This is a genomic window from Lunatibacter salilacus, from assembly GCF_009797935.1.
Classification (GTDB): Bacteria; Bacteroidota; Bacteroidia; order Cytophagales; family Cyclobacteriaceae; genus Lunatibacter; species Lunatibacter salilacus.
Genome location: NZ_VOLC01000001.1, coordinates 476,303 through 497,166, shown reverse-complemented (window position 1 = coordinate 497,166; position 20,864 = coordinate 476,303). Strand labels below are relative to the sequence as shown.

The 20,864-nt window shown below is 43.0% G+C and carries 14 protein-coding genes; 4 read left to right on the top strand and 10 right to left on the bottom strand.

Translation table 11 applies throughout. The features are described from left to right. Nucleotides 1-377: 377 nt before the first annotated feature. From FQ608_RS02015 to FQ608_RS02005, 3 genes are read right to left on the bottom strand one after another with little or no spacing between them, the layout of a single operon-like run. The gene (locus FQ608_RS02015; RefSeq protein WP_394351617.1) at nucleotides 378-1,466 is read right to left on the bottom strand and encodes a bile acid:sodium symporter family protein; all 1,089 of its coding nucleotides are present in this window, start codon (nucleotides 1,464-1,466) and stop codon (nucleotides 378-380) included. An 18-nt stretch (nucleotides 1,467-1,484) separates the two neighbouring features. Then, nucleotides 1,485-2,579 carry a bile acid:sodium symporter family protein gene (locus FQ608_RS02010; RefSeq protein ID WP_199856288.1) on the bottom strand — a complete coding sequence of 365 codons (1,095 nt, stop codon included), beginning with the start codon at nucleotides 2,577-2,579 and terminating at the stop codon, nucleotides 1,485-1,487. A 42-nt stretch (nucleotides 2,580-2,621) separates the two neighbouring features. Continuing rightward, complete coding sequence (locus FQ608_RS02005) at nucleotides 2,622-3,083, bottom strand: RidA family protein (RefSeq protein WP_158856122.1); 462 nt, start codon at nucleotides 3,081-3,083, stop codon at nucleotides 2,622-2,624. Between the two features lie 291 nt (nucleotides 3,084-3,374). On the opposite strand from FQ608_RS02005, the gene FQ608_RS02000 reads away from it, so the two are divergent. Then, the gene (locus FQ608_RS02000) at nucleotides 3,375-4,304 is read left to right on the top strand and encodes an SMP-30/gluconolactonase/LRE family protein (RefSeq protein ID WP_199856287.1); all 930 of its coding nucleotides are present in this window, start codon (nucleotides 3,375-3,377) and stop codon (nucleotides 4,302-4,304) included. Between the two features lie 187 nt (nucleotides 4,305-4,491). Beyond that, nucleotides 4,492-5,499, top strand: a complete 1,008-nt coding sequence (locus FQ608_RS01995; RefSeq protein WP_234364009.1) for a response regulator — start codon at nucleotides 4,492-4,494, stop codon at nucleotides 5,497-5,499. Between the two features lie 101 nt (nucleotides 5,500-5,600). On the opposite strand, the gene FQ608_RS01990 is transcribed toward FQ608_RS01995, so the two are convergent. The 3 genes from FQ608_RS01990 to FQ608_RS01980 all read right to left on the bottom strand — a co-directional run bounded on the left by FQ608_RS01990 (nucleotide 5,601) and on the right by FQ608_RS01980 (nucleotide 10,485). Further along, nucleotides 5,601-8,681, bottom strand: a complete 3,081-nt coding sequence (locus FQ608_RS01990; RefSeq protein WP_158856121.1) for an efflux RND transporter permease subunit — start codon at nucleotides 8,679-8,681, stop codon at nucleotides 5,601-5,603. Then, nucleotides 8,681-9,766, bottom strand: coding sequence for an efflux RND transporter periplasmic adaptor subunit (locus FQ608_RS01985; RefSeq protein WP_158856120.1), 1,086 nt, complete (start codon nucleotides 9,764-9,766; stop codon nucleotides 8,681-8,683). Before FQ608_RS01985 ends, FQ608_RS01990 begins: the two co-directional genes overlap by 1 nt. Nucleotides 9,767-9,978: 212 nt before the next feature. Next, complete coding sequence (locus tag FQ608_RS01980) at nucleotides 9,979-10,485, bottom strand: septal ring lytic transglycosylase RlpA family protein (RefSeq protein ID WP_158856119.1); 507 nt, start codon at nucleotides 10,483-10,485, stop codon at nucleotides 9,979-9,981. Between the two features lie 247 nt (nucleotides 10,486-10,732). On the opposite strand from FQ608_RS01980, the gene FQ608_RS01975 reads away from it, so the two are divergent. Together FQ608_RS01975 and FQ608_RS01970 are read left to right on the top strand one after the other, a co-directional pair. Next, on the top strand, nucleotides 10,733-11,962 hold the full coding sequence (locus FQ608_RS01975) for a metallophosphoesterase family protein (protein ID WP_158856118.1): 1,230 nt from the start codon (nucleotides 10,733-10,735) through the stop codon (nucleotides 11,960-11,962). After that, the gene (locus FQ608_RS01970) at nucleotides 11,959-14,994 is read left to right on the top strand and encodes an AAA family ATPase (RefSeq protein WP_158856117.1); all 3,036 of its coding nucleotides are present in this window, start codon (nucleotides 11,959-11,961) and stop codon (nucleotides 14,992-14,994) included. The genes FQ608_RS01975 and FQ608_RS01970 overlap by 4 nt, the downstream gene beginning before the upstream one ends. Before the next feature lie 131 nt (nucleotides 14,995-15,125). Here FQ608_RS01970 and FQ608_RS01965 read toward each other — a convergent pair whose 3' ends face one another. The 4 genes from FQ608_RS01965 to aroC all read right to left on the bottom strand — a co-directional run bounded on the left by FQ608_RS01965 (nucleotide 15,126) and on the right by aroC (nucleotide 20,863). After that, nucleotides 15,126-15,404, bottom strand: a complete 279-nt coding sequence (locus FQ608_RS01965; protein WP_158856116.1) for a patatin-like phospholipase family protein — start codon at nucleotides 15,402-15,404, stop codon at nucleotides 15,126-15,128. 295 nt (nucleotides 15,405-15,699) lie between these two features. Further along, the gene (gene katG, locus FQ608_RS01960) at nucleotides 15,700-17,946 is read right to left on the bottom strand and encodes a catalase/peroxidase HPI (RefSeq protein WP_158856115.1); all 2,247 of its coding nucleotides are present in this window, start codon (nucleotides 17,944-17,946) and stop codon (nucleotides 15,700-15,702) included. Nucleotides 17,947-18,428: 482 nt separating this feature from the next. Then, nucleotides 18,429-19,763: a dicarboxylate/amino acid:cation symporter gene (locus FQ608_RS01955; protein WP_158856114.1), complete on the bottom strand. Its 1,335-nt coding sequence runs from the start codon at nucleotides 19,761-19,763 to the stop codon at nucleotides 18,429-18,431. A gap of 23 nt (nucleotides 19,764-19,786) precedes the next feature. Beyond that, entirely contained in the window at nucleotides 19,787-20,863 is a 1,077-nt protein-coding gene (gene aroC / locus FQ608_RS01950) for a chorismate synthase (RefSeq protein WP_158856113.1), read from the bottom strand. Nucleotide 20,864: the final 1 nt, after the last annotated feature.

The window sequence follows — 20,864 nt, the reverse complement described above, 5'->3', positions numbered from 1 at the left end:
TTTGTGGATCATTTACATTTAAGGTTAATTTTTAAATATTTAATTTAGCGAAAATATCATATGGCAACTACCTATTCGCATAAAAAGGTCAATGACATTGAAAAGCTAAACTTAGATATTTCTGATTTCTTTATGAAAGGAATCTACTATTTTTTTAAAAAAACCTTAATTCTTTAGTGATATTATTAATAAAGTTAATAGATGAAATATAAAATTTAAGTGACGGCTTGTTGGAATTGCGTTATCAAGGCAATAATTTGGTAAAACAAGCAATTTTAACTTTAGAAAGGAATTGAAGTCTATCCATTATATAGGGTTGGGCTGAATCGTTTGAATGAGGCTGTATACTGGATTACGCAAACTATGGATTTACTCACTTACTCCTTAGGTTTTGGCGGATTTTTATGCCAGAAAGAAGCCAGAATGGATCCGGTAATATTCTGAAGTACGCTGAAAACTGCCGGTGCCAGTCCTACTGTAGCCAGTTTGCCCATCTCTTTTGCCAAACCTCCGGCCATACCTCCATTTTGCAGCCCAACCTCCAAAGCAATGGTTCGGCTATCGCGCTCATCAAGCCCAAAAACCCTCGCGGCCCAGTAGCCTAAATTGTAACCAAGAAGGTTGTGAAATAAGACGATAATTAACAGGAGTCCACCGATATCAAGTAAATTGTCCCGACCAGATGCAGTGATTAAAACGATGACTAAGGCAATCACAATCATGGAAGCCGTTGGCATCAATTTTTGCAGCCAATATGCTTTGTCCTGAAGGACACGGTTAAAAAGTAGGCCTGCTGCAATGGGAAAAATAACCAGCTTGAATATGCTCCACATCATATCCCATACATTGATTTCGATATAGGATCCAGCCAGCCAACCCATCAGCAAGGGTGTGGTCAGTGGAGCAAGCAGCGTAGATAATGCAGTGATTGTAATGGATAGCGCTAAATTTGCCCGGGCCAGAAAACTGATTACATTCGATGCCACTCCACTTGGTGAGCAACCTACCAAAATTATTCCAGCGGCAATTTCGGTGGGAAGCCCACTCCATTGGGCGATCAGCAGGCCAGATAGCGGCATAAAGGTAAGCTGGCATCCCAATCCAACCAATACACCCTTGGGCATTTTTACTACTCCGGAGAAATCTTGGATGGTCATGGAGCTTCCCATTCCGAACATGACAAACTGTAATAGAGGGATGATAAGTTGACTGAGCGGATAACCCCTAAATTCAGTGAATGGCTGGGGATAAAGAAGGGCCACAGTGGCAGCGACAAAGATCATTAACGTATAGAGGTATCCTTTCAATAAGGGGTGCAGAGAAAAACCTAGACCCAAAAGTGTCAAGAATGCCAACAAGGAAGCTCCCGCAATTGAATTGGCACCAACCCAAAATAAATATGTCGCCAATACCAGTCCCAGTGATGAAATTGCAACTAGCGAAATGGAAATTCTCCGGATATTCAAAGATAAGCTATATGAAGATTATTCGGGTATATCATCTTTGGGAGGTTTGCGGTGCCAGTAGGATGCCAGCACTGAGCCGGTGATATTCATCAACGGTCCAAATACGGCAGCTGCTAATCCCACAGTGGCTATTTTACCCATTTCTTTTGCCAGACCGGAGGCCAAACCACCATTTTGCATCCCAACTTCAAGCGCAATTGTCCTACAGTCTCCTTCCCTTAATCGGAAAAGCCTACTTATCCAATATCCCAAATTATATCCCATAAGATTGTGAATCAAAACGAGTATAATTAACAAACCTCCGATATCCAAGAGGCTGTCCCTGCCTGCTGCCGTGATGATGGTAATGATGATTCCAATCCCAATCATGGATACCAGCGGCATGGCATCATCGAGCCATTTGGCTTTGCCACTGAGAAAGCGATTAAACAACAAGCCTCCTCCTATTGGAAAAATGACCATTTTTACTATGCTCCACATCATATCCCAGACATCTATTTGGATAAAGGTACCAGCTAACAGCTTCATTAATAAAGGTGTAGTAAATGGTGCCAAGATGGTAGCCACTGCTGTGATGGTGATGGATAAAGCCAAATTCGCTTTTGCTAAATAGGCCATTACATTAGAAGCAAGGCCGGAAGGAGAGCAGCCGATAAGTATGATGCCGGCAGCTATCTCAGGAGCGAAGCCACTAAAGCTGGCTAGGGTAAAGCCCAATAAAGGCATTATGGTTATTTGAGCACCTAAGCCGATAAAAACACCTTTGGGCATTTTTGCAACCCCTACAAAATCATTGACCGACATCGATGTGCCCATGCCAAACATGATGATCTGAATCAAGGGAGTAATAAGGTTGCTGTATGCATATCCGTCATATTCGGTAAGATGGTGTGGATAAAACATGGCCGCTGTAACTCCTGCGAAAATCATCGCAGTGTATGTGTACCCTTTGAGTCGATGAAAACCCCTAAACCCGATGCCAAGAAGTATAAAAAACCCGATTAACAAGGGCCCCGAGGAGGGTGTATTTCCCATGAAGATCAGTGTAAGAGCAATTAATAGAATAACAAATGCTGCGACTATAAATCCTTGGAATAATTTTTCTTGCTTCAAGTGGCCGGAGGTTTAGGGGTCTATTATAAAGAATTTCTAACGTTAAATATAGGCAATACAGTCCATTTCTACCAAGGAATCGCCAGGTACGCCGCCATATGTGGCTACTGTGGTTCTTACTGGTGGCTTTTTGCCGAAGCGTCCGCGAAAGACTTCATTCATTCCCGCATAATCATTCAAGTCGTGCAAAAACACACTAACTTTTAAGACTTTTTCCATGGAAGATCCTGCTTTTACCAGTTCCTTTTCCAATTCTTTTAGGACGTGGTCTGTATGGGCTTTGATGTCGCCGTCAAAATGGGCTCCTTTTCCTGCAATAAAAACCATATTTCCCAATTTGGTAGCCCCAGAAAACAGGGGGACATCCTGCTCCTCTACTATATTAAAAACTTCTTTCTCCAGTGCGGCATCGGTGTTGGCGTTCGCTACCGCGCTAATTCCGGCAAATCCGGCGAGGGACGCAAATAGTTTTTTGAGGGTTGATCTTCTTTCTATTTTTTTCATGATAGGTGAATTATACAAGATTAATTAAAAACCATTGAATTTATGGTATTATTATTATTTCTGCAAATGCTTTTCCTTTAGCGATGACTTCTATTTATTGCAAACTCAAAATTATAGTTTAAACCCGGATTGAAAATTACCTTCCGGTCTTATTTTTCCACTTTTCTCCAAAATATCTTTCAAATGGCAGCAAATTTGGAATATTGGTTGTATTTTTAAGAAGTTGTGAAATTTTAATAAATCGCTTACTGATAACAAATGTGGTATAGGGCGCAAATTAATTCATCATCTATGAAAATTAAATACTTTATAGTGCCAATCTATCTGATGATTGCCTGTAACTCCCCAAGTAAGCAAAACCTGAATAATGAAATGGAAAATCGAGAACAGGAAGTTTTTTATCAAGCCAAACCCTTTACGACCGGAGGGGAGTTTACTTCCGGAATTGAGGGTCCGGCGGTGGACGATTTCGGTAACCTATATGTAGTCAATGTTTTTAGAGAAGGCACCATCGGAAAAGTTACCCCCAAAGGCGAAGTTTCCCTATTCATTGAGTTGCCCGTCGGGAGTACAGGAAATGGGATTCGATTTAACAGTAATGGGGAGATGTTGATTGCAGACTATACGGGACACAATGTACTGCAGGTAGACATGAATACCCTTGAAATCAACGTCTATGCGCATCACCCTGAACTGAATCAGCCTAATGATATTGCCATTATGGACAATGATATTGTATTTGCCTCTGATCCAAGCTGGAAAAACGGTACTGGAAATTTGTGGCGTGTCGATGTTTCCGGAGAATTTGTGCTGCTGGAGTCCAGCATGGGGACTACGAATGGAGTTGAAGTAAGTCCCGACAATAAAACCCTTTATGTCAATGAATCGGTACAACGGAATGTATGGGCTTATGACCTTTCCCCTAAAGGCGAAATAAGCAATAAACGCCTCCTTATTCAATTTGAGGATTTTGGGATGGATGGTATGCGGTGTGATACTGCCGGAAACCTTTATATTACCCGGCATGGAAAGGGAACAGTAGCAAAAATTTCTCCTGACGGTGAATTGCTTCAAGAGATAGTTATGTCTGGAAGCAAACCTTCCAATATCGCCTTTGGAGGCATAGATGGTAAAACCGCCTACGTAACTCTTCAGGACAATGGAAATATCGATTCGTTTCGGATAGAGTTTCCTGGAAGGGCTTTTAGGAAAAAGGGGTAGTAGGAGGGCACCAAACGTAAGTTGATGAAGCTATTGGTTTATCCCATGAACATCAACAATTTTCCGCATATGTATAATTTCTAAGTGTATTTGACTATATTTCTTAATTAATTAATTTAAAAATTTAAAATTAAGGAAAGGTTTTATGGAGTGTACTGTCCTTTTTTTATAAATAATGTGTAGTTGAATGAATAAGGCAATGGTTTCTTACCGAGTGTTGGTTGTGGAGGATAATGAGGGAGACCTTTTTTTAATTGAGGAGTATTTACGTGAGGGATTGGAGGATCCGGAGATTTATACGGCAACAAGCTTCCGACAGGCAAAAGATCAATTATCGATAAATAGAGGGTATGATCTAATCCTGTTGGACCTGACCTTACCGGATAAATATGGGAAAGAACTTATTCAGGAAATAGCTCAATTAGCCGAAGATACTTGTCTTATAGTGTTGACCGGATATAATAATGAAGCCTTTGGGATTGAGAGTTTGGCACACGGGGTAGCCGATTATTTGATTAAAGACGAAATTACACCAAGTATCCTACATAAAAGCATCGTCTATAGTCTAGGCCGTAAACAGGCCTCCGAGCGACTTATGGATTCTGAAAAGCGATACAAGGACCTTTTTCACCTTAGTCCCATTCCCATGTATTTGTATTGCTGCGACAGCTACAACTTTTTGGATGTGAATCAGGCGGCTATTAATCACTACGGCTATAGCAGGGAGGAATTTCTTTCTATGCGATTGCCGGATATCCGGCCCAGAGAAGATTACAAAACCTGGGAAGAACTCATAAAAAAGCTTGAGGAGGGGATGCCTTTTCCAGATTCTGTGGTTGTTAGGCACCTTAAAAAAAATGGGGATATAATAACGGTAGAAATTAAAGGGAACTATATCGATTTTTTGGGAAAAAAGGCCCAAGTAATATTGGCCCATGACATCACCAAACAGGTGAAATATATCGAAACGGTAGAAGATCAAAATACCCGCCTTCAAGAAATTGCATGGATGCAGTCTCATGTCGTACGGTCCCCCCTCTCCCGCCTAATGGGGCTGGTTCAATCCATGGATACTTTAGAAGAAGATCTAGGGAAGGACGCTCTTAACAAAATGATCTTAGACTCGGCATGCGAACTCGACCAAATCATCCATCAAATTGTACAGAAAGCGGAAAGAATAAACTTGGATAAATAAAATAATTTTTTTCTAGATATACTGTGCAATCTAATACTAATTTGTTCTTCAAAAAGAAACTACTTATCTTCTGGAAGACTATTTTATTCAGGTTTAGGTAGCTATCTCATGCTTTTGCTCGTTGCCAGTTTTTCTGTCAAAATTTGGTTTGAACGACCTCCCCGAACTGTAAACCAATAGGCCAACGGCACAAAAAACAGGGCAGTGAACGTCCCAATAGTCAAACCGCCAATCACGCTGTAAACGAGAGGTCTTTGCAAATCAGCCCCCAATCCCGCACTGAAGATCACAGGTAACAGGGCCAAAATCGTAGTCACCGAGGTCATTATTATTGGTTTCAACCGGATCTCACCAGCCTGATACAACGCTTTGTCCAATACCTGACGTGAACTTAAGCCTGAAATACGAGCGTATTGCCACCTGAGTCGGTTGATCGTGTCTATCTTCAGTATGGCATCGTTTACCATTATCCCGAGCATAACTACGAGACCGATGGCTGACATGACATTGAGTGATGTTCCGGTAAGCCAAAGCACCAAAAAAGATCCCCCAACCCCCAATGGCAGTGTTAAGATGACGATTAGTGGTTGAATAAAACTTTCGAACTGCGCTGCCAGAATAAAATATAGAAGAAGGACCGAGATCATAAGAATTCCAATCAATTGTCTGATGGTTTCCTGATCTTGGAAATACTGCCCTGTAAAATCTATGCTTAGATTACGTGATGATCCCCATTTCTGCAGTTCATTGTCGTGAATGGTCGGATTGCTTGCGGTCAGGAGTATGGACTGAAACACTCCACTGCGGTCGGCTGTTACGTATTTATAATGATTGTCATAGGCAGCCGTCACGAAGTTACTTAGCAAATATGGGGTTTGATCGACTCCATATACATAGTTGTTTCGCAGAAGTTGAAGGAAATCCGCCGGACTTTCCTTCAACTTAATGGGGGTGATCTCTCCAAAGCGCTTGATATCCGTGATTAGGTAGCTGCCAAAAAGCTTTTGGACTTGCTGCAAAAGTTGATCTACACTTACGCCATACAGTGCTAGCTTTTCTTGGTCGATCCGAAAAACCACTGAGGATTCTTTTTGTAGGCTTGGGCCTCTTTCCCATTCAGTCACGGGTAGTTCGCCCAACCATTGATCCATGCGCGGTTCATCTATGGGTCTTTTGCTAACCAAATCTTTCCAACGTACCTCATAATTAGGAAGATCCGAACTGAACAACTGATCGAAGGCATTTGGAGCGTCCTGAAGTTCGACCGTAGCCTGAGGAAATCGTTGTCTGAGGTACTTGGAGAGCCATTCTTCCTGACGGTCCTTCTGTTCCTGATCTGAAAACATTAGGTAAAGTGTTGCTTGCTGTATTGAGCTTTCTCCTTCAAACAATAAAAACTGACGAACACCAATGTCACTCTCGGCATGGTTGTAATTGCCGCCCATTTCATCCAATAAGGTCTGAATCCGGAGTTTATTTTCGGTAGCATGGATAGGTTCATTCCAGTCTACCTGAAGCATGACGTCAAATTTTTGAATAGGAGGCAAACCCGACACTGGTAAGATTTGACTTATTGACAATAATAATGGGATGAGTGCCAAAAGGACTAGTAGACTTATAGCCCGATTAGCAAATAGCTGTTTATATATTCCTTTGTAGCCCCTTAATAATAATAGAAAAAATCGGCTGTCCTCTTTTACCACCTCCCCTTCGCGATTGGCGAAGAATAGCTTATAGAGCAAAGGCAGCAAGATAAATGCAACTAGCAACGAAACTGACAAAATGGCTGCCACGGAAATTGCCTGATCATAGAATAAGGCACCGGAAATGCCACTTAAGAAAATCAAAGGTACAAATACGGCTAGGGTAGTCAAAACCGAGCTGATAAGGGCAGACATTACCTCATTTACCCCTGTGACACATGCTTCGAATATCCCAAGCCCTTCACGGCGTTTTCGGCTGATGTTGTCCAAGACTATGATGGAGTTATCTATCAGCATACCCAATCCTAGTGCAAGCCCGCTAAGTGAAATGACATTGATGGAAATATTAAAAAAATAAAATACGAGAAAACTGATGATTAGCGATGAGGGAAGACTAATACCGATAATGATCGGCATCCTAAAATTACCCATAAATAAAAACAGCACTCCAAATGCAAAGATTCCTCCAAAAAGCAAGCTGGTTTGGAGATTGCTTATCCCGGCATTGAGTAACATTGATTGGTCTTGGGTCAACTCAAAGTCTACCTGGGGATAGTCTCCTTTGAAGTTTTCCACGGCATCATATACCAAAGGCATTAATTCATTCATTTTTGCAGCCGCCTGTTTGTGTACAGTCACTACGAGACTTTCATTCCCGTTGTAGAGGTGATACCCCATTGGTTTTGCCAATTCGTACCCGACTTGAGCAACTTTGGAAAGGGTGATAGCCGAACCTCCATCCTTTCGGACAGGCAATGCCATGATATCTTCGGGAGTATCCAAGCGGGTGGCCATTCGCAAGTAATACCGGAATTGACCATCTTCCACACTGATGCCCGGAAGCTCACTGTTGCCGGCTTGGATGGCGTCAATGATGTTCTGCTCGGTCATTCCCAGTCCGGCTAAAGCTGCCCGGTCCGGAGCCACAGCAATTAGACGCTCCTGTTTGCCATTTATATCCACGAGTGCTACGCCTTCCAATTGTTCAAGGCGCTTTTTTAGGACGTTGTCAACCAATAGGGAAACCTGTGCGTAATCGGTTCCTTCCTTGGGGATCACCTGTACCCGTACTATGGGGATGTCGTTGGTATTGATCCGTATTACTTGGGGGCGGGGTAAATCTTCAGGCAAGCTGTTCGTTAGCCTGTCAATCTTTTCATTCACATCGATATAGGCCAGCTCCATTTTGGTCTGAAAATCAAATGTAAGGCGGATGTTACCGACTTCACTGCCGGCTTTGCTTTCCATGTTCTCAAGCCCATTTAGGGTAAGCAGGCCTTCACGTATAGGGCGTAGTACATTCTGCTCAATTGATTCAGGGGAGGCGTTGGCATAGTTCACCTTCACTACGATCTGAGGCACATCAATAGGCGGCAAAAGGGAAATGGGTAAGGTGCGGAAAACAATTACACTGAATACAATCAGCGCAAGAAATGTCATTCCTACTGCGATGGGTCTGGCTAGTAAAAATCGTACCATTACATCCCCTCGGTTTGGATCTGAATAGGCGCCTGATGGGCGAGCTGCACATTATTACTGACGATGACTTGGGAATCAGCCTGAATGCCGTCGAGCACCTCCATTTCCTTGCCATTATCCTTTCCTACCTCTACATAGTTCCATATGGCTTGGTTATTCTCCACCGTGAAGACCACCGGTCTTCCGCTTCGGTAGACTACAGCCGGCTTGGGTACTACCAGGCTGTTGCTCTGCGGGGCTCTGATGACGGCTCGGGCATTCATGCCGGATAGAAGATTTCCCTGACGTTGTAGTTGAATGGTAACCTGAACCAGACCATTTTCGTCCACTTTTGGATTGATGCTGCTGACCGTTCCGGTGAGTTGCTCTGGTCCGCCGGAGACTGGGTAGATTTCTGCCTTTTGATTCTTTTTGATATAATTGATATCGGATTCGAGTACCTTGACTTTCATTTCCAATTGGCCAGTGCTTAGAATTTCGCAAATCTCGTCACCACTATTGACCATGCTTCCCTTTTTTATTTTTAGGTCTGCCACTGTACCTGAGATTGGGGCTTTGATAATGGATTTTTCCAAGTTTAACTGTGCCTCCCGGAGACTAATTTCAGCCGTGAGTACCCCGCTGGACGCTTTGAGACGGTCATCCCATTCCTCAACTTGGTTTGCATCCGGATTTTCAATGGCATAGATGGACGGATATCCCAATTTTTGGTTTTCAAATTCCGCCATTCTGGAGCGAAGCTCGATTTCGGCTTTCTCTAACTCAAACTTACTATCGGTAATATCCAAGCGGGCAATTACTTCTCCCGCTTTTACCTGTTGCCCTTCGCTAACCAACAATTCCAGCAGGTATCCCTGCCGTTCGACAATCACCATCACCTGGTCTGAGGCTTCGATTTTGCCAGTGGCATTGATGAGATAATCAAACGATTTGTTTTCTGAATGGGAAACCAACACCATAGTCGGTTGTACTTCATCCCGGAAAGACTCCATGGGGATTTCTTCTCCTTTTTCCTTCTCACCCGCACACCCCAAAAAAACACATGCAAAAATAAGCGGCAAATAGAGTTGCTTAACTACTTTCATACATACTCAATTTAAAGATTAGGTTACCTGCTGATTTCGAATGTAAAAATCAGGAAAACACCAAGCGCTGTCGTTGGGGGTATAAGTAACTAAAAAATTAAATGTTGAGCAACCTTGAACCTATTTTTTTTGAAAAATTAACAAATATTTAATCCATACTACAGGTTTTTTCTTGAAATACGGTATATATCTAGTACTTTATTCTAATAAAATTAAAATTTTAATTGCAGTATGGCCTGTTCTTTTTTATTTGCCTGAAAGGAATCATAATACAGTCGAAGACGTAAATCAAAAGGCACTGTTTCATAATAATCACGAAGATTCGCAATGGCCTGATGGCTTAGAACTTCCAGAGTTACATCCACAATCCCATCGCCTACCATCGCTAACTGTTCTGCCGAACCCCGGGAAAGGTCAATAGCCCGCTTGGAACTTTTGGGCAGTCTGTCATTGACACGGACGATGACCTGGTATCCGTTGTTAAGATTTGTGACTTTTAATAATGTCCCAAAGGGTAGGTGCTTGTGGGCAGCGGTATAATTCCACATATCATAAACTTCCCCGCTTGCTGTTTTGCGCTTGTGAAATGCCTTGCCGTAAAAACTGGCAACACCCGATTGTATCACTAATAAAGAATCTGGAGCTGTGAAAGGTGACTGACCAAATGCCCATGAAAAAGGTAGAAAGCTAACAATCAGAATGATAAGTATTTTATTCATAATTGCACCTTTAAGCAACTTCTATGCCAATAAGAATAGAGATTTTTTTGCAAACGTATTGTGAATCAAGACCCTGTGAAAGGCGCTGCTCCTCCGCTGTTAGAATTGATCCAATAAAATAAGTCTTCTCAGCAAGCAGCAGTTGGTAAATAAACAAAATCCTTATGAAAGATAAAAATTAGGTTAGTCTTGCACTCCAAGATAGAAGGTTCTAATTTTAATCATTTAAGTGAACACAATTAATCTTATGGTTAAAATTCTACATACGGCAGATTGGCATCTTGGAAAAAGACTGCAGGAATTTCCTAGAATTGCAGAGCAAAAAGAAGTGTTGGAGGAAATGATTCAAATAGCTGACAGGGAGGAAGTAGATATAGTACTCTTGGCAGGGGACATTTTTGACAGCTTCAATCCCAGCCATGAAGCTGTAGAGTTGTTTTATAAAACGCTGCGTCGCCTTTCGAACAACGGAACCCGGCCGGTTGTAGCGATCGCCGGTAACCACGACAGTACCCAGTTTGTAGAGGCACCAGATCCCTTGGCTAGGGAATTTGGTATCATATTATACAGTAAGTTTGACACCCATGTCGTTTGTGGAGAGCTTAATGGAGGATGGGCCATTACCCAATCCGCACCCGGTTTTATCGAATTGACAGGACCGGGATTTTCATATCCCATCCGGATTATATTGGCTCCTTATGCCAACGAAGTTTTGCTGAAAACATATTTGGGACAAGTTGACAGAGAATCGACCTTTCGTGAGCTTGTGGCGGATAAATGGAAGCATATAGCTGATACCTTCTGCGATAACAAAGGTGTTAATCTCTTCATAGGCCATTTCTTTTTTGTCAAAGAAGGGGAAAAGCCGGAGCCGGAACCCGAAAGTGAAAGACCCATTCTACATGTGGGTGGTACTCAAGCTTTGTTTACCCACAACATCCCTTCTCAAATCCAATATGCCGCCCTTGGCCACTTACACCGATTCCATGCTGTCGGTCAGGAACCCTGTCCCGCCCTATACGCAAGTTCACCCTTGTCCTACTCATTTAGCGAGGCGGATCAACAAAAGCAGGTCGTCATCGTAGATGCTGAACCAGGCAAGCCAGTATCATATCGCCCAATAGGATTGACCAAAGGTAGACCGCTCTACCGGAAAACGTTTATGGAGCTGCAAACAGCTCTCGACTGGCTGGAAAGCAATCCATACTGTTTTGTTGAGTTGACCTATGTGACAGATTATTCTATCGATGCATCCACCAGGAGAGCCCTCATGAAAGCCCACGACGGTATAGTCAATCTAATTCCATTGATAAAAAGCGGTATCAATGAGCCGAATCTTGGTCTCAAGGTGGAGGATTTGGAGAAAGATATGGTGAGTCTTTTCCAGATGTACTACCAAAGTGAAAAGAAGCAGGAACCCAATGACAGCCTAATCAGCCTATTTAAGGAAGTTATCAGCCAAAACCAAGACACATGATACCAGTCAAACTGGAAATTCAAGGATTGTATTCATATAAGGATACGCAGGTAATCGATTTTGAGCAATTGACAGCAGCGGGTCTTTTTGGCATATTTGGTGCTGTGGGTAGCGGTAAATCCTCTATTCTGGAAGCTATTATGTTGGCACTATATGGGAGCACGGAGCGTCTGTCCGACCGGGGCGAAAAAAACAGCATGCTGAACTTGCAGCGCGATCATTTACTGATAAATTTTGAGTTTAAGGGGGGAAAAAACAATGTCCAGACCTATTTGGCCCGCTATTCCGCCAAAAGAAACAAGAAAAATTTTGATGATGTAAAGCCCGCTGAACATACATTTTACGAACTCATAGACGGCACTCCGGTTCCCTTGGATCAGCGTGGTGAGGCCATCGTTGGTATGAAAAAAGAGCACTTCAAACAAACGGTAATCATTCCACAGGGAAAGTTCAGGGACTTTATCGACCTAACCCCTGGCCCCAGGGCCGATATGATGAAGGAACTTTTTGGATTGGAACGTTTTGATCTTGCCCCTAAAACAGGTGTACTTTTAAAGGCAGTACGTGAGGATAAAATCAGACTGGAAACGCAGTTAAATGCCTTTTCGGACCTTAGTCCCGCAGCTTTGGAGCAAAAGATCGCTTCGTTGAAAGACCTAAAAATGTTAGTTGACGACGCCCGACATAATCTCGAAAAGACAGAAGCATCGTACAGAAGACAGGAAGGAATCCAAAAAAGTTATAAAAAGCTCCTCGAATACAAGCAGGAATGGCAAAAATTGGAGAAGCGGTTACCTGAAATAGAAGAAAAGAAAAATACGCTTCAGGAGGTTGTAATAGCCAAAACCTATCTACGGCCTTTATGGGAAAGTATTTTAGAGGAAAATAAGGAACTGGAAAAGTACCGGGTAAGTGCCATTGATTGTGCCCGCTTTCGGGAAAACTTCGAAAAGGATATTAAGGTGCTCGAAGAAGATGAAAAATCTCTCAGGGAAAAATCGGAAAATCGGCCTGAACGGGAGACCAAAATCAGGGATTTAACTAAAGTACTGGAAATCCAAAAATTGCAGAATGAGTTAGACCAAGCTGAAAAATCTCTGGAAACCTTACAACCAGAGCTGGAAACATTGTCTACAGCCCAACAATACCTTGATGTGAGGATCAAGGAGCTCGAAAATGAGACCGATAACCTCGTGGTCTCCGGAAGCATAGAATTGGCCGAAAGAAAGAGTGATGTAAAGGACTGGCTTCAATGGCAGAATCAGCTAAAGCAGATTGAAACAGATAAGCAAAAGTATGAATCTGCCATAAAAAATATTCAAGACACCATTCAAGGATTTTTACAAAAGTTACCAGATGACGAAATTGATTTTGATGCATGGAAGCATGCTCAAAAGGAGCTTATTCAGCATTTGGAAATCGCTCGGGAGCACTTAATGCAGCGTCAGGGATTGGGAGCACATGTTCATTTGCTAATTTCGGGAGAAGCCTGTCCACTTTGCGGGTCCGAGGATCATCCAGACCCGCTTGAACTTCAGGCAGAAGTAGATGAACTGGGGAAATGCACATCTCAAATCAAGGAGGCTAAGCTTCTAATGGAACAGATCAACTCTATTTCTGAAACTTTGGGTGAGCAAAAAATCAGGTTGGAGCATCAACAAAGCATGCTTGCAGATAAAGCGAAGGAGTCGCTTCGGGTTAAAGACAATTTGGAGGCCCTTCTAAGTAAGATGACTGGCTTGGGTATAAGTTCACTGGGAGCATTGGAAAGCCATATAGCAAGTAGTGAAAAGGCGGTACTGGAAAAGGAACGAATGCTCAACGAGATTAAAACTTTACGAAAAAAATCGGAACAAAATAAGGTTTCACATGAAAAGGCCCATAAAAAGCAACAGGAATTCAGTCAGCAAACCCTGAGCTTAAGTACCTCCATTACCACCAAAGTTGAAGAAATCAAAGATCCAGTTTTTTGTAAACCTTTCTACGATAAAGATCCGGAAGTGATTCAATCTACGGTTCAAAAGGTAAAACGTGACATCGAAGAGACGGCTTTCAAGCTCGATAGCAAGCGGAAAGTTTTGCAGGAAACACGGACGAAACAGGCAACCAACTTGGCAAATCTCGGCCATTTCACCGAGTTGAGAGATAAAACTGTGGAGAAAATCAAGGGGTTGGAGAGTGAATTCACTGTGTCGATGGAAAAGTACGGATTTAACGACAGAAACGTATTGGTAGACCTCTTTGGCAGTTCTTTGGACACGGAGGTATTGGACAGGGAAATTCGACAATTTGAAGATAGGTGCTTGTTGGTTAAAAATAATATAGAAGAATTGATTCTAGAGCCCGGAGTAAAGGAGTTCGACCTGAATGCTTTTGATCAAATGGCGTCAACACTCGATACAGAGAAACAATTACTCAATCAAAAGCAACAGGAATACACCCTATTGGAGCAACAAATCTTTGAGGATACCGAAAAGCTGAAGCAAAAGGCAGAGATTGAAAAGACTTTTGAAAAGCTAAGTCAACGGGAATCCAGTCTTAGAGAGCTGAATATCTTGTTTCAAGGAAGTGGGTTTGTCAAGTATGTGAGCGGAATCTATCTCAAAGAGCTTTGCAATACGGCCAATATGCGTTTTAGAAAACTGACAAAAAACAGCTTAAGTCTGGAGATTGATGATGCCAATACGTTCTGGGTAATCGATTATTTAAATGGGGGGAAGAAGCGTTTGCTGAAGACACTATCCGGAGGTCAGACCTTTCAGGCATCGCTCTGTCTGGCACTTGCTTTGGCAGAAAAGGTTAAAGCGCTCAATCAGGCTGACCAAAGCTTCTTTTTTCTTGATGAAGGCTTTGGAGCATTGGACAGAAACTCATTAAGAGTGGTCTTTGAGACCCTTAAATCCCTCCGGCAGGAGAACCGGATCGTAGGTATTATAAGCCATGTGGAGGAACTGCAGCAGGAAATCGAGGTGTATGCCAAAGTCGTTCTGGATTCTGAATTGGGAAGTCAAGTCAGTTATTCTTATAGGTAATGGAAGAGGATGCAAAAAGCAGTTGTACTTCTTGAAAGAAGTGAATTAAGAAGAACTTTATTGTATCCAAAGGTAACGTCAAGCGACGATTTATATAGAGTGATTTTCTAAAGTTCGTATCAAGAAATATTCTATTGATCTGCCTCGTACTTGTCCAAGGCTTTTTCAAAGGAAATGGTGAAGTCCATTAAAGAAAAAACATCAATTCTATCCAGATGACAGATCCATTCCTTAAATTCCGGCAAGTTCCCTTTGGCATAAATCCCTCTAATAAGTGCTCCCTTGGAGCAGCCGGCAATCGAGGCAATATGGTAATCACGAGCCTCAAGTGCTTCAATCACTCCAATATGAGCCAGTCCCCTCGCTCCTCTTGAGGACAAAGCCAAAGCTACCTGCTTATATGAGTCCATGGCGTATTTACAGGGTTGAAAAGCTTAGCAAATTAAATATTTTTACACCTTTGTGCCATTCATTCTGCAAAAGGTGACAAACCGGACGATCAATTGAAATGCTACTGACCTATCCTGTACGGCAACATGTAGGAAAAATCCTTAGCTTCTAAAGATAAGCGTATTAAATCAAAAGGCTAGAGTTGGTGGACATAAAGAAGTAAAAGTACTTAGGGAAAAAAACTGTTTAATAGTTTCAATAAAAAGGGGGCTGAAAATAGCCCCCTTTTTAAATATTAAATATGAATTTGAGAAATTATGCGAGATCAAATCGATCAAGGTTCATAACCTTACTCCATGCAGCTACGAAGTCATGTACGAACTTTTCCGCACCATCCGCGCAGGCATATACTTCAGAGACCGCTCTCAATTCGGAATTCGATCCAAAGATCAAATCTACCCGTGTCCCAGTCCATTTCACTTCGCCAGTAGAACGATTACGTCCCTCGAACACATTATCCTGATCCGAAACCGCCTTCCAGGTCGTACCCATATCGAGTAAGTTGACGAAGAAATCATTGGTCAGTACTTCCGGACGCTTGGTAAATACACCATGTCGGGAGTGTCCAAAATTGGTGTTTAATACCCGCATACCTCCAACAAGAACTGTCATCTCAGGTGCTGTTAGATTAAGCAATTGTGCTTTGTCCACCAACATTTCTTCAGCAGAAGCTCTGTGCTTAGGCTTGAAATAGTTTCGGAATGCATCCGCACCCGGCTCAAGAGCGGCGAACGAATCCACGTCAGTTTGCTCTTGGGTAGCATCGGTCCTTCCTGGAGTGAAAGGAACAGTCACTTCTACACCGCCTTTTTTAGCAGCTTGCTCTACACCAACACCACCTGCAAGTACAATGAGGTCAGCTAGGGAGACTTGCTTTCCAGTTGTTTGGGCGTTGTTGAATTCGTTTTTTATTGCCGTTAATGCATCCAACACATTTGCCAACAATCCAGGATGGTTAACTTCCCAATCTTTCTGTGGGGCAAGGGCAATGCGTGCTCCGTTTGCTCCACCACGCTTGTCAGACCCGCGGAAGGTAGAGGCAGATGCCCAAGCGGTAGAGACAAGTTGTGCTATAGATATTCCAGAAGCAGCAATTTTATCCTTTAGAGCACTTATATCCTGATCATCTATTTGAGCGTAGTTAGCAGCTGTAATTGGATCTTGCCAAATCAGCTCTTCCTGAGGTACCTCTGGTCCCAAATATCGTGATACTGGTCCCATGTCCCTGTGGGTAAGTTTGAACCACGCACGGGCAAATGCATCTGCAAACTCATCAGGGTTCTCCAGAAAATGTCTGGATACTTTCTCATAAGCTGGATCTGCCTTCAATGCAATATCTGTTGTCAACATAAACGGGGCATGACTTTTCGAAGGGTCATGGGCGTCTGGAATCGTACCTGCACCGCCATTATTTACGGGTTTCCACTGATGGGCTCCACCGGGACTTTTAGTCAATTCCCACTCAAATCCAAATAGGTTTTCAAAAAAATTGTTACCCCATTTGGTAGGTGTTGTCGTCCAAGTGCCTTCAAGACCACTTGTGATCGTATCCCCTGCATTTCCAGTGCCGTAGCTGTTTTTCCAGCCAAGGCCCATCTCTTCAATGCTTGCTCCTTCTGGTTCTACACCCACATATTCTTTTGGGTCGGCTGCTCCGTGGGTTTTACCGAAGGTATGTCCGCCTGCTATAAGTGCTACTGTTTCATAGTCATTCATCGCCATACGGCCAAATGTTTCCCGAATGTCGTGTGCTGCACCAATTGGATCTGGTTCGCCTTTTGGACCTTCTGGGTTTACATAGATAAGCCCCATATGGGATGCACCGAGGGGTTGCTCCAAAATGCGCTCCTCGCCACTATATCTTTTGTCATCCCCCATCCATTCGCCTTCAGATCCCCAATAGACATCCTCAGCAGGTTCCCACACATCGGCACGTCCGCCTCCAAAACCAAAGGTTTTAAAACCCATTGATTCCAAAGCTACATTTCCTGTAAGTATCAAAAGATCAGCCCAAGAAAGTTTTTTGCCATATTTCTGCTTTATGGGCCACAGTAACAAACGCGCTTTATCCAAGTTTGCGTTGTCCGGCCAGCTATTAAGTGGAGCAAAGCGCTGCGTACCGAATCCTCCTCCACCACGACCATCGGAAATCCGGTAGGTGCCGGCACTGTGCCAAGCCATGCGGACCATCAAAGGGCCGTAGTGTCCGAAATCTGCAGGCCACCAATCTTGAGACGTTGTCAACGTCTCTTCGATATCCCTTTTTACGGCCGCCAAGTCAAGACTTTTAAATTCCTCCGCATAGTTGAACGAACTATCCAATGGATTGGACAGGGTGGAGTGTTGCCGAAGAATATTCAACTTCAGTTGATTTGGCCACCAGTCACGGTTTCTTGTGCCGGAGCCAGCGGTTTTATGTAATGCACCTCCGGAGAAAGGACACTTGCTTTCACCTTTGTTTACGTCCGATATGATTGAATCTGAACCATTGTTATTTTCCATACTATTTTTTATTTATGTGTTCTTTGTTTCTAACTGCTAAATTACTAAAATTACTTCGTAACTAATTTTTTTTTCGATAGATAAAATCTATGGGTGTTGCTTTCTATCAAACTCCGAAAATCTGCCATTTGATGTCCCGTTATATAGAGAAATCTCGAATCGCACATAAAGGCCAACTTCAAAAATTACTTGTTTTCGATCGCTTATGACAATTGACTTTTATGGTTTGATACAATCATGAATTTTAGTTGTGAAATTAGACGATGACTTCAAGGCTGTTTTATTATGTATTCTGATCAAAAATTGCCCAAACCGGATGGATTTGATAAATATCAGTTTAAAGATAACAAAAAATACTACTAGCTCCCAATTGGGTGCTAGGAATTTTGTGAGACAAATTGATTACCAACGTATGAAAAAATGAACGAAAAAGCTTTATGCTGTATTATTGGAAGATACCTTTTTTGAAGATATTCCTAAATTCACTCTTCCACATTCGCTGTAAGGGGATTGGATTGACGGATCAGGCCATCAGGCAGTTCCCCTTCTGTAGAAGCCACTACTGTACAGACCATGGCATCTCCCGTGACATTGACTACAGTTCGGAACATGTCCAAAATCCGGTCAGGGGCCAAAATAAGAGCTATGCCCGCAGCAGGGACATCGATTGATTCTAGTACAATGATCAACATGATTATTCCTGCCCCAGGTACTCCGGCTGTACCAATAGAAGCCAAGGTGGCCGTCAGGACAATCATCAATTGCTGCGTCAAAGTAAGATCAAGTCCTAAGGCTTGGGCGATAAATACAGCAGCTACTCCTTGATAAAGACTAGTTCCGTCCATATTGATTGTAGCTCCTAAAGGAAGTACGAAGCTGCTTACTTCCTCGGAAACACCCAGTTCCTCCTCTACCTGCTTCATGGTCACAGGTAGGGTAGCGGAGCTGGAGCTGGTAGAAAACGCCAATAACTGGGCAGGGCGAAGTGCTTTGAAAAAATCCAGATATTTTACCTTTGTGAAAAGCTTTAATATCAATGGGTAAACTAATAAAATCATCATCAATAACCCAAAGACAACGACCAAACTATATTTTAATAAAGCCATCAAGAGAGATATTGCAGAATCCGGATTGTCTCCCGTGATTTCTACTATCAGCGAAGCCATAAGTGCGAATACACCATATGGGGCAATCAGCATGATGAATCCGACGATCTTGATGATCACATCGTTTAGCCCGTCAAAAAATGCGATGACAGGCTGTGCCTTGCTTTTTGGAATCTGGAGTAGAGCTATTCCCATAATAATGGCAAAAAACACCACCTGTAGCATGCTGCCGTTGTTGGTTGTGGCCAAAAAGATATTTTCAGGCACTATATCAACAAGCGGCTGTAGAGGACTTTGATCCCGTAGGGATTCAACTGCACTTGTCCTTGATTCCACATTACTGTCATAGAGAGCCATTAAGTTGTCCCTTGTATCCAACGGTAGGCTTTTTCCAGGCTTGAAAACATTTACAAGAATCAACCCGAAGGTTACAGAAATAACCGTAGTAATCATGTAAGCGGTGATCGTTTTACCACCAATTCGGCCTAGTTTGGTTACATCCCCCAAGTTGGAAACACCGACAATAAGAGAGGCCAATACCAGTGGGACAGCTATCATCTTCAGTGCATTGATAAAGATTGTCCCGATGGGCTTGATGTAGTCAATAATAAAATCCGGAGCGAAGCCAAATTTGACAACAACAAGCCCCAAAACGAGGCCCAAAACCAAACCAATGATGATTTGGGTGTGCAGGGGTAATTTTCTTTTCATGTGTCAGTGGTTGTTTGGTGGAATTATAATTTACTAAGTCGGTTGAGCAATAGAAAATCTGCCAGAACCAACGCACACATAGCCTCCACAATGGGTACGGCTCGGGGCACTACACAGGGATCGTGTCTCCCTTTTCCGGAAACCGTTGTTGATTCTCCAGCCTCATTGACGCTTTCCTGATCCTGCATGATGGTGGCAACTGGCTTGAAAGCTACCCTAAAATAAATATCTTCACCATTGGAAATACCTCCCTGAATACCTCCTGAATAGTTGGTCCTTGTACGGATGCGGTCTCCCTCCATATAGAAAGCATCGTTATGTTCCGATCCCCTCATACGTACGCCTTCAAAACCACTTCCATATTCGAATCCTTTCACGGCATTGATACTCAGCATTGCATGTCCGAGTGCGGCATGTAGCCTGTCAAACACAGGCTCTCCCAACCCTGGAGGAACGCCTTGGGCTACACAGGAGACAATTCCCCCTACAGTATCCCTGTCTTTTCGAACTTGATCGATGAATTCGATCATCTTTTCGGCTACCTCCGGATCCGGACATCGCACGATGTTTTTCTCCGACTCTGCAAAATCCAATTGGGAATAATGCTTTTCCAGCTTAATATCTCCAGCCTGGCTGACATACGCATTTACTTCAATACCAAACGCCTTAAGCATTAGCTTGGCTACAGCTCCCGCCGCCACTCGGGCAGCCGTTTCCCTGGCACTGCTTCTTCCTCCACCCCGGTAGTCTCTTACCCCATATTTCTCTTGGTAAGTATAGTCTGCATGGGAAGGCCGAAATTTATCAGCTATATGGGTGTAGTCTTTACTTTTCTGATCGGTGTTGAGGATAATGATGGAGATGGGTGTTCCGGTACTTACGCCCTCAAATACACCCGAAAGTATTTGGAATTCATCCTCTTCTTTACGCTGGGTAGTAATTTTGGATTGTCCCGGTTTTCTGCGTTGCAGCTCGAGTCGGATAAACGCTTCATCAATTAATACTCCTGCCGGACATCCGTCAATGATCACACCGAGACCCTTCCCATGGGATTCTCCAAAGGTGGTTATGTTAAATGCTCTTCCAAATGAATTACGCATG

Excerpts from the sequence above, each read along its gene's own strand:
- FQ608_RS02005 (WP_158856122.1), bottom strand. The coding sequence starts at position 3,083 with ATGAAAAAAATAGAAAGAAGATCAACCCTCAAAAAACTATTTGCGTCC.
- FQ608_RS02000 (WP_199856287.1), top strand. The coding sequence starts at position 3,375 with ATGAAAATTAAATACTTTATAGTGCCAATCTATCTGATGATTGCCTGT.
- FQ608_RS01995 (WP_234364009.1), top strand. The coding sequence starts at position 4,492 with ATGAATAAGGCAATGGTTTCTTACCGAGTGTTGGTTGTGGAGGATAAT.
- FQ608_RS01990 (WP_158856121.1), bottom strand. The coding sequence starts at position 8,681 with ATGGTACGATTTTTACTAGCCAGACCCATCGCAGTAGGAATGACATTT.
- FQ608_RS01985 (WP_158856120.1), bottom strand. The coding sequence starts at position 9,766 with ATGAAAGTAGTTAAGCAACTCTATTTGCCGCTTATTTTTGCATGTGTT.
- FQ608_RS01980 (WP_158856119.1), bottom strand. The coding sequence starts at position 10,485 with ATGAATAAAATACTTATCATTCTGATTGTTAGCTTTCTACCTTTTTCA.
- FQ608_RS01975 (WP_158856118.1), top strand. The coding sequence starts at position 10,733 with ATGGTTAAAATTCTACATACGGCAGATTGGCATCTTGGAAAAAGACTG.
- FQ608_RS01970 (WP_158856117.1), top strand. The coding sequence starts at position 11,959 with ATGATACCAGTCAAACTGGAAATTCAAGGATTGTATTCATATAAGGAT.
- FQ608_RS01965 (WP_158856116.1), bottom strand. The coding sequence starts at position 15,404 with ATGGACTCATATAAGCAGGTAGCTTTGGCTTTGTCCTCAAGAGGAGCG.
- katG (WP_158856115.1), bottom strand. The coding sequence starts at position 17,946 with ATGGAAAATAACAATGGTTCAGATTCAATCATATCGGACGTAAACAAA.
- FQ608_RS01955 (WP_158856114.1), bottom strand. The coding sequence starts at position 19,763 with ATGAAAAGAAAATTACCCCTGCACACCCAAATCATCATTGGTTTGGTT.
- aroC (WP_158856113.1), bottom strand. The coding sequence starts at position 20,863 with ATGCGTAATTCATTTGGAAGAGCATTTAACATAACCACCTTTGGAGAA.